This window comes from Methanosarcina horonobensis HB-1 = JCM 15518 (genome assembly GCF_000970285.1).
GTDB classification, from domain to species: Archaea; Halobacteriota; Methanosarcinia; order Methanosarcinales; family Methanosarcinaceae; genus Methanosarcina; species Methanosarcina horonobensis.
Genome location: NZ_CP009516.1, coordinates 3,958,133 through 3,974,209, shown reverse-complemented (window position 1 = coordinate 3,974,209; position 16,077 = coordinate 3,958,133). Strand labels below are relative to the sequence as shown.

The window sequence follows — 16,077 nt, the reverse complement described above, 5'->3', positions numbered from 1 at the left end:
GCGAGAACGGGAAAATATCCAACCGATCCATCATGGAGGAATACAAACGTGTCAAAGCTAGTATGTAAAAAGTGTATTCTGGATTCGGATATTCCAGGTATAAACATTAATACAGAAACTGAGCTCTGTCATTTTTGTGAGACATATACTCCTTTATCCTCACAGGAAAAGGATGAATATCTGGCAAAAATTAAAAAACTTTTTGAGGACTATGGAGGAAAAGGTAAATATGATGTTATTTATGCCCTGTCTGGAGGAAAAGACTCCTCATATACACTTTACAAGCTCAAACAAGATTATCCTTTCCTGAAAGTGCTTGCTGTCCAGTTTGATAATGGGTTCATCTCCGAAGGCGCAGTAAAAAACGCCAGAAAGATCTGTGAGATCACAGGTTCCGATTATTTTATGTTGACAATGGAAAAGAAAATTCTCTACAACACATTCCGAAAAGCGGCTGAGTCTTATGATGCGTTTCCCAAGTTCGCTAAATATCGGGCAAGTGATATATGCAATATCTGTATAACTATCATCAAACAGAAACTGATAGAACAGGCTATTGTTCAGAAGGCACCTTTTATTGTCTTTGCTTTCACAGGCGGACAGTCTCCAAATCCTATAATTAACCTCTCACGTAATTTCCTACTATGGTCAAGGAATCTTTTTGAAAAGCAGCTTGAAAAAATAGGTGTCGACGATAAGGATGAGTTATTCCTTCTCAAAAAAGAGATTATCGAAAACAAAGAAGATACTGCTCTAAGTATCCTGCACCCACTCTGTTTATGGGAATACAGCGAAGATAAAGTGCTGGATACGCTTTTGAAGGTTGGATGGGAACAACCCGGCATCAATGACAGTAATTCAACGAACTGTACATTGAACGCTTTCGCCTGCTATAACCATCTGGATAAATATGGGTTCCATCCATACACTTTTGATATAGCAGGACTTGTCCGGAGCGGGGAAATGTCCAGGGAAGAGGGGCTTGAAAAAATTAACCAGGAACTCTCGCGGCCACTGATAGAAGAAGCTGCAAAGAAGCTTGAACTGGATATAAAAATTTCTTGAAAATATTAGCTGATGTTTGATCCGGAGTTACAGCCCGATCGGGTTGTAAGATTTAATAAAAAAGGAGCAATTTTAAGAGGTCACAGGTGGAGTTGATTCAGCTTTACCCCTTAGATTTTCCTTTTTCTCTGAATCAGAACCTCTTGAATTTTTCTTCTATCAGGATGATACTATCATCTCATCCTTTCCGGCCAGTAAAGAAGATAGCGTTTTTTCAGATATGGAGTAAATAGAGTAATTATAATTACATAAACTTCTTTAACATACAAATGTGTGATTATGAATACAAGGGTTTCTATTGTTCGATGCAGCGATTACTCGAAAGCAAAAGATGCAATCAGAGAATCACTCAACCTGATAGGCGGCCTTGAGAAGATTATATCTCCTGGCAGCCGAGTACTGCTTAAGCCCAATGTGCTTGCCATTCGGCCTCCAGAGGATGCTGTCACAACACATCCGGCAGTAGTCTCTGCTATGTGTGAACTGGTCTCAGAGGCAGGGGGTATACCAGTTATAGGCGACGGGTCAGGGATTGTAAGACCTGGGTCTACGAGCACTTCGCAGGCACTCAAAGCATCGGGAATTGAAGAAGTCGCCTCCTGCTACGGGGCAGAGCTAATAAACTTTGAGACTTCAGGGTATACCGGGGTTGATGTTCCTGGTGCCAGACAGTTTCCACACCTGTACATTGCAAAATCAGTCCTTGAGGCTGATGTGATAATCTCACTTCCGAAACTCAAAACTCACGAATTGACACTCTATACCGGGGCTGTCAAAAACTTTTTTGGGACTGTCCCTCAAAAAATCAGAAAGCAGGCACATGCTCTGGAAGATCGTGACCGTTTTGGGAATGCAGTTGTTGATATTTATTCTGTTGTCAAGCCTCATCTTTCAGTTATGGACGGTGTGGTTGGAATGGAGGGGAATGGTCCTTCTAACGGCACACCTATCTCCACAGGCGTTATCATGGCAAGTTACGACTGCGTAGCCCTTGATATTGTGGCATCTGAGCTCATAGGAATCGATCCCATAAAGGTTCCTACAAACAAAGCCGCACTTTCAAGAGGGTTTGGAACTGAGCATCCGGAAGTTGTCGGCACACCTCTGGACGAGGTAAAGGTAATGTTCAAAAGACCGGAAGGTGGAATTACTGCTTATGTTCCGTCTGTTCTTATGAGAATACTTCGGACTCAGTTAACTGTAAAACCCTTCATTAATACTTCAAACTGTAAGCTTTGTAAAGCCTGTGTTTTGAATTGCTCGGTGCATGCCATTGAAGAAGCAGGCAGTACATTAAAAATCAACCAGGAAAAATGCATCCAGTGTTATTGTTGCCGTGAACTTTGTCCCAGTGATGCTGTGGAGATAAAAAAATCGATGCTTTTAAAGCTTTTAACCAGGAATAAAAGCTGACAAAAAGTTTATTTCAAACTCAATTACACTATCAGTACTAGTTTATGTAATAAAGACCGACTGCATGAAAGAGGTATTCATTGGCGAAATTGGTGGAATAATTACGTTTTTCACCGCAAAGTTGTGAAGGTAATGTTATGATATCTAATAGAGATAAAGTCGCTTTTGGGGAAGTAGCCGATCATTATCATAGTAATAAAATCCTGTTTGGATTCAAGTATTTTAAGAACTGGCTTTTAGAACTACTTGCATCAAATGCTCCGGTTCCTTCCTGGAGGGCAAAATTTCATAGAATGCGGGGTGTAAATATTGGGAAAAATGTATATGTCGGTTACAATGTTGTTTTTGATCGGATTCATCCGGAATTAATCACAATAGGAGATTATGCAGAAATCGGTGATCGGTGTATACTGTCTGCCCATACAAGAGGCAGCCTGACCACAAGACAGGCATATCCGAGGACCATGGCTCCTATAAAAATAGGGCGCGGAGTTTCTGTGAATCCCGGATGTATTATCACCCAGGGAGTCGAGATCGGAGAAAACTCCATCATAGGCATCGGATCCGTAGTTACCCGGGATATTTCTCCAAACAGCCTTGCTCTGGGTTATCCGGCTAGAGTTATTAAAAAGCTCGAAGGTGTAGGCGAACTTCAAACCTGATTTTAATAGCTCCTGCTGTCTTTCCGAATATTTATATTTTTTATACCTTATCTTTAAATGTTTAAATTCTTTCTTCTATTTTTTTATCCTCAAATCTTAACACTTAAGCGTACTGCTTTCACCAGTTAGCTTATGCTTTGGTAGATTTTTAAAAAAAAATGAAATGAGAAATAATGAGGTGAAAGCTGAAGAAAAAGATTATTTTTCTGGTCTATGTTTGAACTCAAAACCAAGGTGATCCAGGGCAACCAGAGCCATCATTATTATGGAGCAAACAAAAAAAACCGATATAAAAGATGCTATTATATAACGCAAAAGCCCGATTTCCTGAAAGCCTACGTCCATCAGTGAAAATACGCTGACCTTTCCATTGTATATCGGGTATAAGTACTCAGTACCACCTTCTCCTATATCATCAAGCAATAAATGGGTAAGAAAAGCAGCTTCTGCAAAAAGACCCATGTATATCGCTTTTCCAAACTGCCTGTATGCAACGTATCCAACAAGTGTTCCGAACAGGATTGCAGTAGAACTGAATAGAAATGAGTGTGTCGCTATCGGGCCTGCCCAGCAGTGTTCGAAACTACCTTTAAAAGGCAGATTATAAACTATCATAATATCCGGAAGCAGCGTACCTGCACTGCCTACAAATAGCAGCAATAAAAGCCCTGTTAGATCCCTGGATGAAAGTTCCCTGCGAAAAATTGAGCTAAAAGTGGCGTAGACTGCTACTGCACTGACACAGAATACAAAGAACAGGACATGTGCAACTGGGTAGGGCATATCAAAACACTTTATTGAATATATATTAACCTAAAAATTAATAGGTTTTGAAAGTATTTAATGTCTACTACTTGTATAGTTATTTTAAATCTTTTTATTTCTGAAGTTCATTTTTTACAAATGAAGGTGATCAAAAGAGTATTGAAGATCGTGAAGCCATTATTGTTACACAAAAAACAGTTCCATATCTATCATAGACACAATAAATTCAGTTAGAATGCTTTCTCAATTGTTTCTTTAACACCTCCAACCTAATCCACGACAATAAACTTATTTCATTTTGAAAAATAAATAGTGAGATTTTGATATGTTGAACTCCAAAACAATATTCGTAAAATACTTGTTAATTTTTGTGATGAACTTCATTTATAGAACAAAAGGAACCTGATTATAAAGCAGGAAATCAAATTAAAAAAAGGAACTTCATAGGAATACTATTCTACGCTTTAGATGTAATGTAACCCTAAGTTAACGCTGGATTTATTAATGTCAATGAAATCGAAAAATTTTCAATGAAAAAGATTTTTTGGTTTTCAGTAGATTAAAGAACTTATTACTCAGAAAGAAGGAGAACTTGAGTCAAAACTGTTGGATATGAAAGACAACCTTGGAAAACTAATTAATCTTTGAGAACAATATGAAACATCTATTTCTGTATTATTTTATCCGCCAAATATTGGATTTGAAGCTTGGTAACTGATCGTAATTCTTCCGGTCGTGTTTTGATCTATGTTCAAATTAAGTGTAGAAGCAGTTTGTACACCAGCAATCATAACAATTGAAACACAGTAATAATAAATTTCACTGAAATTCATTTTTTCACCTATTCAATTTCTCGCTTTCTTTACAGAGATGACTGATAAATTTCTATTTTTGTCTAGTTTTATCTGCTGTGGTAAAGATCCTAAGCTTTTTACTTAAGATCCTTCCAATAATAATTTGTTAATTTCTTATGATTAATTTTTATAGATGGTTTTACCACAAGTGATTGATTTCAATTTGAGTTTTAATTTTATATACATGTCGTTTTTGTTCAATCCTATTTATAGTCGATTCCGCTAGCGAATATTTCTTTATTTTTATATTATTGGTATCCGTCTATATTAGTTTCAATTCTTTTTTAGTGGTTCTAATAGACAGTATGCATAAACTCATCACTTATTCCCTATCTCGATTTTTTCTTTAAGCTTATCATAAAATATATGTTATGCAAAAATTAGAAATTTAGCATTCTGTCTTTCCATGAAATTGATAATGTTCTATGGATTCCCATAGAATATTATTTTCCTTATTGAACATCAGTAAATTTCTAGGAAAATTGAGTTTAACAGGAGACTGTAAGAAAGTAATTTCAGCTAAAAATCTTAACTGAATCCCAGAAATATCTCAAAATAAAAATCAATATTGAAATAAAAGTTCTAAGAGAACCTGATTTCCTGAAATTATAACATTAAACGATGGTTATGTTTCAAGTATAATTTTCATTAAATTCGAGAATTTTGATTCATTCCTAAAGATTATAGTCAAGTAATTATATACAGTATAAAAACTGTTAATTAGTTAGGCAGGAAATTAAGAACAGGAATTAATTCCTAATGTAATCCTGCATAATCAGAGTAAGGTAAGGACTTGAAGAAAAATGCATCGAATTATTTGAAGAGTTATATATCTGTATAATCCTAACTTACGATGAAAATGATTCCGAGGGAGTGGAAATCTCATCGTCTTGGCTTATATAGACAATCAGTGTTTTGAAGTTATTTCCTATATCTAATCCGAAACTATATTCATAATTTAGTTCAGTATAGTAGCAAATACTTCATGGAAAATATAGATGAGTACTTGTGAATTACTAGCTTTACTTAAAGTAAGGGGGGACTTATAGGAACGTAAAAGCTACTAAACGTACTCGTTAGTTACATTTTAGACATGCTCGAGTTATCGATTTACTCGGTAAACGCTGTGCAGTAGCCTCTAATTAAAGAAAACTTTCGGCCTCTTTTAAGCCTCAAACGGTTGAATGGTATACTAGATATAAAACCCATTCATAAGTTTAAACCGGGGGGAGTAGAGGGAGAAGAGGAGACAAAAGTGCATGAGAGTTATTGATTTTACTCAATATACTGACCGATAGTCGCGAATCATTAATATATAAATTTTAAAATAAAGTGCTAAATTTCCGGATAGTGGATACTATCTGCGAAATCCATTCAAATGACCCAAATCTAAGGGAAAAATTGGCACAAACTGTGCACAAACTGTGAATTCTTAATTTCTTTATTAACTTGGACAATGCTCTGGCACGACCTCGTTTAACAAAATAATTTGGATAGTTACAGGGTGATTGAGATGTTAAACAGGAAAGTTACAATATTTTTCCTAGCAATTTGCCTTATTCTTGCAACCATTCCGGCAACTTCAGCCAGTAAAGCACCGGTAGTTTATGTTGCAGGAGATGGGAGTGGGGACTATAACTGTGATGGAAAAGATGATCATATACAGATAAACCAGGCCCTTAAATTCGTGGCAGAAAACTCGGCATATACAACTGTACACCTTAAAGGACCTTTCACGTATGTAATTGATGACAGCCTTTTGATAGGCAGTAATACAATCCTTGAAGGAGATTCAAATGCCGTAGTTAAGCTGACTAGTAATGCTGGATGGGCAAGGTATAACGGACTAATTGAGCCTCTTTCAAGTGGAGTTCACGACATTACAATTCAGGGTTTTGAAATTGACGGGAACAGTGGCAGCCAGTCCGTATCTACCGGGGCAAGTTATTATACAATAATGCTTTTAGATGGTTGTTATAATATTACTGTTAGAAATATGTACATTCACGAAGGTACGAATGACGGTATCAGGGTGCTGAATAGTGCATATACAGAGGGGCGCGGAAACATAAATGTATATAATAATAAAATCTACCGCTGTTGCCATAATGGTGTTTACCTGACCAAAGTTTCCAATGCAAATATCTATAATAACACGATTATTTCTCGCACAAATGATGGAATTACTATAACAGACTCAAATCATATTTCTATTCATGATAACGTAATTGATCCAGGTACCCCTACAGGTGGCTGTGGTATCCAGATTCAGAGAACCACAAACTCACCGTACATGAACGATATCGAGATTTCGTACAATAAGATCAGTAATACCAATATGGTTGGCATCCTGGTTCACGGTTATAATTCTTATACTGTTCCCACTGCTGCAAGAGATGTATATGTGCATCACAACATCATAACCAAGTGTGGAAAGCATGTGAACATGGGTAGTTATTGGGGAGGTGGAATAGGTGTTGAGGGATTCCATAATACGCTTATTGAAAATAACGTAATAGATGGCTGTTATCATGATGGTATTTTGATGAAAGATATCTATCAGACTTCTCCATCGTATACGTACAATACAGTAATTAGAAATAACATAATTATAAATTGTAATACCGGTTCTGCTGATTCAAGTGCAGGGTACGGTATCCGTATAGCGTCCACAAAATATACAGCTACCCTTCAGTATAATGATGTCTGGAACAATGCAAAAGGAAGTTACTCAGGTTTATCGGCAGGCTCAACAGACATACATCTCGATCCTCTTTTTGCATCCTCGACTGATTACCATCTTAAATCAAAAGCAGGACGATGGAATGGTAACAGTTGGGTAACTGATGCTGTAAGTTCCCCCTGTATTGATGCAGGATTCCCAACATCGGATTACTCTAAAGAACCCGAAAATAACGGGGACAGAATTAATATCGGAGCATTCGGAAACACTAACTATGCTTCAAAGTCAGGATCAGGAACTACGACAACAAACCACGCGCCTAAAATGAACTCTGTCCCTGCTGCTACAGTTGAAATAGGAAAAAGTCTTAGCTTTACAGTAACCGCTTCGGACGAAGACGGAGATAGTCTTACATACTCAGCTTCGAGCCTTCCAACTGGAGCAAAATTTGACGGAAATTCCAGACTATTCAGCTGGACCCCGTCATCAGGTCAAGAAGGAACTTACAGTGTAACCTTTGAAGTAAGTGACGGAAAGCTCAAGGACTCGGTCACTACGAGAATAACTGCAGTTAAAAGTGAAAGCACTATGTCCCTGAACGAAATGCATGATAACCGTCTCAGGGAAGCTTCCCCTGAAACTGTTTTACCGAGCAATCCTTATATTGATGTGGGAAGCTTAAGCGATGTCGGCAGATACAGGGATGTTATGTGGTTTAACGTGAGTGAGTATGCAGGTTCAGAGATCAGTAGCGCAACTCTTTCCCTCTACTGGTACTATCCTGAAGGAACTTCAAGATCCCAGGACACTATAATAGAGATTTACAGGCCAGCTTCAACATGGAATCCAAATTATGTAAGCTGGAATAAAAAGAATAACGGTGTTGCATGGACTAATGCCGGAGGAGACTGGTACGATAAAAACGGTGTCTCTCAGGGTAGCACTCCTTATGCTACATTTACCATTAAAGGCAGTACCCTTCCTGACAACAAGTATTACCAGCTGAATGTAACTGATCTAGTAAAAGAGTATACCAGTGGTAAGTATGCAAACACAGGTTTCTTTATAAAAGCCCGTAGTGAAAACAACAACTATATTGCATTCTACAGTTCTGAAGCAGAAAGTGAAAACCAGAAGCCAAAGCTTAACATAACAAAGAAAGCGTCTTCAGTGACTGTACCTGCAAACATTGTAAATGTAACTCTTAATAGTGTAAACGATAACCGCCTTAGAGAAGCTTCCCCTGATACAGTTTTACCAAGTCATTCTTATATCGACGTGGGAAGCATAAATAGTGTCGGCAGGTACAGGGACGTTATGTGGTTTAATCTGAGTGAACACGCAGGTTCAGAGATCAGTAATGCAACTCTTTCCCTCTTCTGGTACTATCCTGAAGGAACTTCAAGGCCAGAAGATACCGTGATTGAGGTTTACAGGCCTGCTTCTGCCTGGAATCCAAGCTACGTAAGCTGGAATAAAAAGAATAATGGTGTTGCGTGGACTAATGCCGGAGGAGACTGGTATGATAAAAACGGTGTCTCTCAGGGTAGCACTCCTTATGCTACATTTACCATTAAAGGCAGTACTCTTCCTGACAACAAGTATTACGAGCTTGACATAACTGATCTTGTAAAAGAATATACCAGTGGAAAATATGAGAATACGGGATTTCTGATAAAAGCTCGTAGTGAGAGCAACAACTATATTGCATTTTACAGTTCCGAAGTCGAAAACGAAAACCAGAGACCCGTACTGAATATGAAATTAAAACAATAAATTTCTACGTTACTCAAGTATTGAGAAGTGAATCAAAACGAGGCGCACAGAAAGGACCTCTCTCTGTGCGTTAATTTTTTAGTTAAATTTTTTTGAACTAATTTTTGCTTGTAAAGACAAGCTATTAAATGTCATGATTGTAACAATTCTTCTCTGTTTACTCAAAACAAGAGAAGTATGCTCGTTTCTTACATTTGATCAATAATTTCCTATCATGTTTTTTTATTTGGATTCACACCGAATATCTGGTAAAATCTATCAAAAAACTTTAGAAACTATATTTAGTCATCTTCTAGGGAAAAAGATTCAAGTGAACAGATTTAATATTAGGGATTAATTTTCTGAAAAACTCATTTTTTTCTCTCTTAAGTATTTGTTTTCCAGACTTCAAATCAAAAACATTTAATATTTAGGTAACAATTTTCATTTGGATCTTCACTTATTAAACAAGCAGAACTTACATAATGAGTTCCATCCTAAAACTTAAAACTCATATCTTAAATTTTATACTTCGAATTATTTATTAAGTTCCAGATTATGGAGCGGGTTCTGGGGAGTAAATGATCGAGAGTAAGAATGGCTTTAGAATAAGCTCAAACATAGTTCCAAGAGAATTGTGCGTCTCCCTCATAAACTTAAGGTTTTTTAAGGCTTTAATTGAAGTGCAGTTATAAATGAGGTGTACTTTTTGGTGACTATTATTTACTTCATTAATAAATAAAAAAGAATTTCAGATATGACTAACTAAGAGAAGGCTACAAGTTAAGGATTGGCAGAAGAACGTAAACCCGAAAATTTTTTGAAGTAAAGAATTAAAGTGGGTATGATACTAAAACGAGAGGGAAAACTCAATGAGTATTAGTGGTAATTCAAAAACAAAATACTACACTTCAGTTTTAATCCTTTTGATAATTATCTATATCATAACAGTCTTTTATTTTCCAGCAGTAGGAACCGTTTATGTTGCAGGGGATGGAGATGGTGACTTTAACTGCGATGGGAAAGATGATCATATACAGATAAATCAGGCCCTTGAATTGGTGGCAGAGAACTCTGACTATACAACTGTCCATCTCAAAGGACCTTTCACATATGTAATTAATGATACCCTCTTGATAGGCAACAATACGATTCTCGAAGGAGACTCCAATGCAGTTATCAAGCTCGTTGACGATGCGGGATGGCCTGCACATAAGGGAATTATACAACCTCGAAAAGAGTCAGCTCACGAGATCACAATTCAAGGATTTGAAATTGATGGGAATGTACAGGCTCAACCTGTTCCTAGGGGAGAGCATTATTATACAGTGATGCTTTTAGATGGGTGTACAAATGTTACTGTTAGGGATATGTATATTCATAATAGCAGTAATGATGGAATTCGTGTGCTTAACAGAGTATATACAGAAGGTAGCGGTAACATAGACATATATAATAACAGATTTTATCGCTGTTGCCACAACGGTGTTTACCTGACCAAAGTCTCTAATGCAAATATCTATAACAACACATTCATCCCTCGTACAAATGATGGAATTACTATAACAGATTCCAATCATATCTCTATTCATGATAATAAAATTGATTCAGGAATCCCTACAGGCGGATGTGGCGTAGAAATTCAGAAAACGGTTTCAGTTCCTGCCATGGATGATATAGAGATTTATGGCAACAACATCAGCAATACCAATCTGGCTGGTATTCTGGTAAACGGCTACAACTCTTACCCGGTTCCTTCAGGCGCACAGAATGTATATATTCACCACAACATAATTTCCGGATGCGGTCAGCACATGGGCTTATCCACTTATTTTGGGGGAGGTATCAATGTACAGGGTTTCAATAACACTACTATTGAAAATAATTTCATTGATGGCTGTTATCATGACGGAATTTCTATGAAAAATGTTTGGTTAGTACCGCCGAAATATACATATAACACCATCATACGAGATAACATTGTAACAAACACATTACCCGGAAGACTGATTTCAGGATCAGGTCACGGTATAAATATTTATGACATATCTATGTACACTGTGTCTCTCGAAACCAATAATGTATGGAATAACAGTGCCGGAAACTATCTAAATATTACAGAAAGTACAAGTGTCAGCGACGGTGAATAATTCTCAATTCTCGGCGATTTTCTACTGCCAGTGTTTCTAACTCCCTTAAGGATTGAAAGCCTGAAGTTTAATACGCCGAGAATAGGGAATCACTCATTTATGTCCCAAAACTCGGCACTAAGACCTGAATATGCTTTTGCGCTTCCACTGTCATATACACTATGATAATTATTATCGAGGTTGTCTTTAAACGAAAGCCCGAGTAACATATCGGGATTTTTATATCCATTAACTTGTACAGGTCTGTCTAAACTACTTTTTCTCCAAATTAGCATTTTATCTCCCATATAGTCCCAATCTAGATCTCCATTGGGAGTTGTTAAATAATCTGTCACTATATCTCTTTTTATGTATGTTTGGAATGGCATTTCACGTGTTTGAAGATCTGAGATTATAAGACCATCGTAAGAATTATTGAGATCTGTAAACATTTTTATTTCAGATTCAGTCCATATCATGTTTTGATTAAGATCCTTTCCATAAACAGGAGAATCCATGTTTGTAAAAGAGTTCGTCATCATGAAAAATGAGAATACTATCAGCAGTATAGAGACAAAAATAACTTTATGATATTTGCCTCTAACAATGCTAACAAATTTGAAGATCCCAATCCCAGAAAATAAAACCAAGATAAGGTATATAAATGCTGGCCATCTGTACGGTACAATATTCCTGATTCCCATTACAGGAAATATAAAGAAGATTGCGAACAGTACAACAATTGTGAAAACTAAACGCACTTTTGTTTTATTTTGATGCTCTTTTGATAGGCTATGCAAGCTTCCAATAACTCCAAAAAGAATCAGAATGAGAAAACCAAAAATATCAAGGATAGAGGACCAGGAATCTTCCAGGTTTGAAATCGTGTTTCTTCCTAAGAATTCTGCTTCCTGCGCTAATGAAGCGGCAAGTCCTCTCATTACTTCTTCTAAAAAAGGGTATTTTGGGTCAATCCAATGGTAGGATAACATTATTAAAGTGAATGCGCAAAGGGTAGCGTTTGCTAATAACTTGGGATAGTAATTTTTAGTTATATAAATGCTCTCATAAATATATGAACTTACATATAACGAAAACACTGTTACTAAAAAAACAAAAGATGATATCGTATGGGTCCAGATGAGGATGCATATAGATAATATCGTGAATATTTTATATTGAGTGCTTATTTTCTCCCTTTGCTCAAGTAAAAGATAAATCGTCATCGCGTATATAGCAATTCCAAAGCTCATAGCTATTACTTGGATGCTCCATTGAATGTGGAAATCTGAAAAATTTATAAGTAGCATTGAGAATAAAGCAATATGAACATTGTTTGTGATTTTTTTAATAATTAAATATACAAAAATGGTACTAAATATAAGAACTGCTCCTATGATAAAAATTGCGCCTTTTGTAGTCAAATTTCCGAGAAGGCCTGCAATAGAGGCATAAAGGTGCATTACTGGATAATTGCTATAATATTCATTTATTTGGGGTAAATAACTGGTTCCATAGATGGAAATATCTTTTATTAAGTCGGAGTGCGCCCATGGATCGGAACCAACTGGGTAAGGAGATATAAAATAGGCACTAAATCTCAGGATAAATGACATTATAAATATCCTGGAGAATAAAGTATAGAGTTGGATATTTTCTTCATAGGTGCGTGACAGAATCTCCACTCCTAAACAGCCTACAGCTATTGATATACTGAAAAAGAATAGTGGAGGGCGGTAATAAGGTTCTGCCTGATAATAACTTATTAGTGCAACAAAAATGCAAATCCAGTAAACAGTTTGGATAATCTTTAATATTCGGTTACTGAGATAAAGGTCTACATCTATGTCACCTGCTAGTAATCTGGTTCTATATCTTAGATATAGAAGGGATGCAATTGTAAGAAGAGGCCCGATTGTGATTAGATAATTATTGCTGTAAATTAAATTTAAGAAAGTTACCAATAATCCCAATACTGCCCCAAAGATGGCAAACAATCCATCTATAGTGGAGACATTTGATCTTTTAATTCTAATTGCAATTAGCGCCGAGACTATTAAGGTAAATAATATGATTATCGGCGCTATTTCTTTAAATAACATTAAATATTCTCCTTATGTTTTTAGTGATTTGTCTAAAAAATGAAATAAGTTTTCTCAAACTATGTTACTTTTGAGACTATTGGAATCATTATTAATTTGATTTGTTTTTTCTGTGCTATATCTCCTGATATAGTATAAATTAGTCAAGGCAGTAAATATCAATGCTATGGATGTGGCGCTTGCAGCTCCAAGGAGTCCGAATCTTGGTATTAGCATGATATTTAACAATGTGTTTAAGCCGGCACATATTGCATCGATCCTGAAAATAATCCGAACTTTGCCAACGCTTGCAAGGCAACCTCCTATAGATGCATAAGCTGCATAGACAGAATATCCAATTAATAATGTAAGCATTGGTAAATAAGCAGGCAAAAATTCTTCTTTAAATATAAGAGGAATCAAAAACCTGCCGAAAATTGCCAGAACAAGTGAAACACATCCTATAACCGCAGATACCTTTAACATAGTATTTTTGATGAGTCGCTGGATATTGTTAAAGTCTCCTTTTCCGTAATATGTTGCGATTGAAGGTGTTGTTACTGCCTGTACTGCTTGAGGTAATAATGTTATTCCTTGCACAAGCATGATAGCAACCGCATAATACCCGACATCAGTCTCTTTCATGAAATAGCCTATCATCAGGGTGTCAACTTGTGTATTGATCATTCCTATGGAGTTTGCAAGGACAACATAGAATCCGAACCATGAAATCTCTCTAAAAACTGTAGTCATAAGTTTTGTTGGTGCCACAAATAAGTTTCTGATAAATATAAGAGAGAGTAGACCTACAAGTATTGTTGGAATTACGAAGCCAAGTACTGCACCTATGACTCCCATATTAAGAACTACTACCATAGCAAAAGATACGACCATTATCAATAAACTCTGGGCAATGTTAAGAATTGCATACAATTTCATCTCCCTCAGGCCATTCAAAGTTCCAATAACAGTTTTTTGCATGGCGATAAAGGGGAAGCAGAATGCTGTAAGCTTCAAAAGGTCTGTCATTTCAAGTTGATGGAAAATAAATGTAGAAACAACACCGGAGAGGAAATATAGCAGCATCCCCATTACAGATCCGCTTACGATGGATCCAATAATGCCGGATGAAAAAAATTCCTTTATTTTTGACAGGTTTTCATTATGTTCAGCTATGTATTTGGTCATGGCTGAATTGATTCCAAATGTTGCAAACTGCGTGCCAAACATGTAAATGGTAAATACTAATGTATATAAGCCAAGTCCTGAGGGTCCCAGTTCCCTACCAAGTAAGACTCTAAGAAGAAAGTGTGTGAGAGATGTCGTAGCAAGACTGATAAAAGACCATTGGATATCTTTCATCATTTTGCTTAGTTTCAGGTTGAACATGTTACCTTCAAGATGTTGAAATAATCCATAAACAATAAACAGAGGATTTTTACAAAGCCAAAAATTTACAGATATTTATATAAGGCTTAACACCGGAGCAATAAATTTCTCTGGAATCTTATAATGTATATAGATTCATGAAAATATTATATCCTCAACCGCCTCGATAACAGATCTTACATCTTCGATCTTCATTTTAGGGTATAAAGGTAACGAAACTTCACGTTCGTAAAGCCATTCTGCATTTGGGAAATCTCCTTTTTTGAATCCAAACTGATTTTTATAGAAGGGATGAAGATGGAGAGGTATGAAATGCACACTGCATGAAATATTTCTTTTACCCATTTCTTCTATGAATTTGGCTCTGTTATATTTTTCTAGTAACAGGGGATACAAATGATAAACATGTTTTGCATCTAAATCTTCATATGGAGTAATAATTCCCTCAATTCTACATAGGCTCTTAGTATAAATATCAGCGTATTTTTTCCTAATATCACAAAAAGTATCTAATTTTTTAATTTGAGGAATTCCTAATGCAGCCTGGAGATCTGTCATATTGTACTTCCAGCCGCAATCTTCAATTTCATAATACCAGTTTCCCTGATTTGAATATCTCTTCCAGGCATCTTTACTTATCCCATGAAGTCTCAGACTTTTCAATTTATCAACAAATTCATCATTATTTGTTGTTATTGCCCCTCCTTCTCCTGTTGTCATGTTTTTGGTAGGGTAAAAGCTAAAACATGTGAAATCTCCAATGCATCCGATTTTTTTTCCGTGATATTCTGAGCCAATTGCATGTGCTGCATCCTCGATCACAAACAGATTGTTTTTTTCTGCAATTTTCATTATCTCATGCATATCACAAGATTGACCTGCAAAATGAACTGGGATTATTGCTTTGGTATTAGGGGTAATAGCATCCTCTATTTTTTCAGGATCGATGTTGTAAGTATCTTTTCTCACGTCAACAAATACGGGTTTTGCTCCAACCTGTACAATAACATTGCCTGTTGATGCAAATGTATAAGGTGTGGTTATTACCTCATCATTCTTTCCAATTCCACATGCAAGAAGGGACAAATGTAGTGCAGCAGTACAGGAGCTTACAGCAATTGCATGTTTTGCTCCGGTGTACTTTGCAATTAGGTTTTCAAATTCAATTGTTTTAGGGCCCATTGTAAGCCATCCAGATCTTAGTGAATCCAGCACGCTTTCAATCTCTTCATCGTTAATTGAAGGCTGACAATATGGCAAAAATTCTGTTCTCATGTTTTT

The 16,077-nt window shown here is 36.4% G+C and carries 9 protein-coding genes; 5 read left to right on the top strand and 4 right to left on the bottom strand.

Translation table 11 applies throughout. The annotated features are described in order from the left end of the window. Positions 1-48: 48 nt before the first annotated feature. The 3 genes from MSHOH_RS17360 (at position 49) to MSHOH_RS17350 (ending at position 3,140) form a co-directional block, all read left to right on the top strand. Entirely contained in the window at positions 49-1,065 is a 1,017-nt protein-coding gene (locus MSHOH_RS17360) for an adenine nucleotide alpha hydrolase family protein (RefSeq protein WP_048141553.1), read from the top strand. 279 nt (positions 1,066-1,344) lie between these two features. Next, complete coding sequence (locus MSHOH_RS17355; protein WP_048141551.1) at positions 1,345-2,478, top strand: DUF362 domain-containing protein; 1,134 nt, start codon at positions 1,345-1,347, stop codon at positions 2,476-2,478. A 137-nt stretch (positions 2,479-2,615) separates the two neighbouring features. After that, positions 2,616-3,140: an acyltransferase gene (locus tag MSHOH_RS17350; RefSeq protein ID WP_048141550.1), complete on the top strand. Its 525-nt coding sequence runs from the start codon at positions 2,616-2,618 to the stop codon at positions 3,138-3,140. Between the two features lie 198 nt (positions 3,141-3,338). Here the strand turns inward: MSHOH_RS17350 and MSHOH_RS17345 are convergent, their stop codons facing one another. Beyond that, complete coding sequence (locus MSHOH_RS17345; RefSeq protein ID WP_048141548.1) at positions 3,339-3,923, bottom strand: metal-dependent hydrolase; 585 nt, start codon at positions 3,921-3,923, stop codon at positions 3,339-3,341. Positions 3,924-6,272: 2,349 nt separating this feature from the next. On the opposite strand from MSHOH_RS17345, the gene MSHOH_RS17340 reads away from it, so the two are divergent. Next, the gene (locus MSHOH_RS17340; protein WP_048141546.1) at positions 6,273-9,218 is read left to right on the top strand and encodes a disaggregatase related repeat-containing protein; all 2,946 of its coding nucleotides are present in this window, start codon (positions 6,273-6,275) and stop codon (positions 9,216-9,218) included. Positions 9,219-10,069: 851 nt separating this feature from the next. Continuing rightward, entirely contained in the window at positions 10,070-11,347 is a 1,278-nt protein-coding gene (locus MSHOH_RS17335; RefSeq protein WP_052730910.1) for a right-handed parallel beta-helix repeat-containing protein, read from the top strand. Between the two features lie 89 nt (positions 11,348-11,436). On the opposite strand, the gene MSHOH_RS17330 is transcribed toward MSHOH_RS17335, so the two are convergent. From MSHOH_RS17330 to MSHOH_RS17320, 3 genes are all read right to left on the bottom strand, one after another. Then, positions 11,437-13,428 (bottom strand): hypothetical protein, encoded by a 1,992-nt coding sequence (locus MSHOH_RS17330; RefSeq protein ID WP_048141545.1) that lies wholly within the window; start codon positions 13,426-13,428, stop codon positions 11,437-11,439. A 54-nt stretch (positions 13,429-13,482) separates the two neighbouring features. Next, on the bottom strand, positions 13,483-14,796 hold the full coding sequence (locus MSHOH_RS17325; RefSeq protein WP_048141544.1) for a flippase: 1,314 nt from the start codon (positions 14,794-14,796) through the stop codon (positions 13,483-13,485). Positions 14,797-14,931: 135 nt separating this feature from the next. Beyond that, positions 14,932-16,071 (bottom strand): DegT/DnrJ/EryC1/StrS family aminotransferase, encoded by a 1,140-nt coding sequence (locus MSHOH_RS17320; RefSeq protein WP_082089402.1) that lies wholly within the window; start codon positions 16,069-16,071, stop codon positions 14,932-14,934. Positions 16,072-16,077 lie beyond the last annotated feature (6 nt).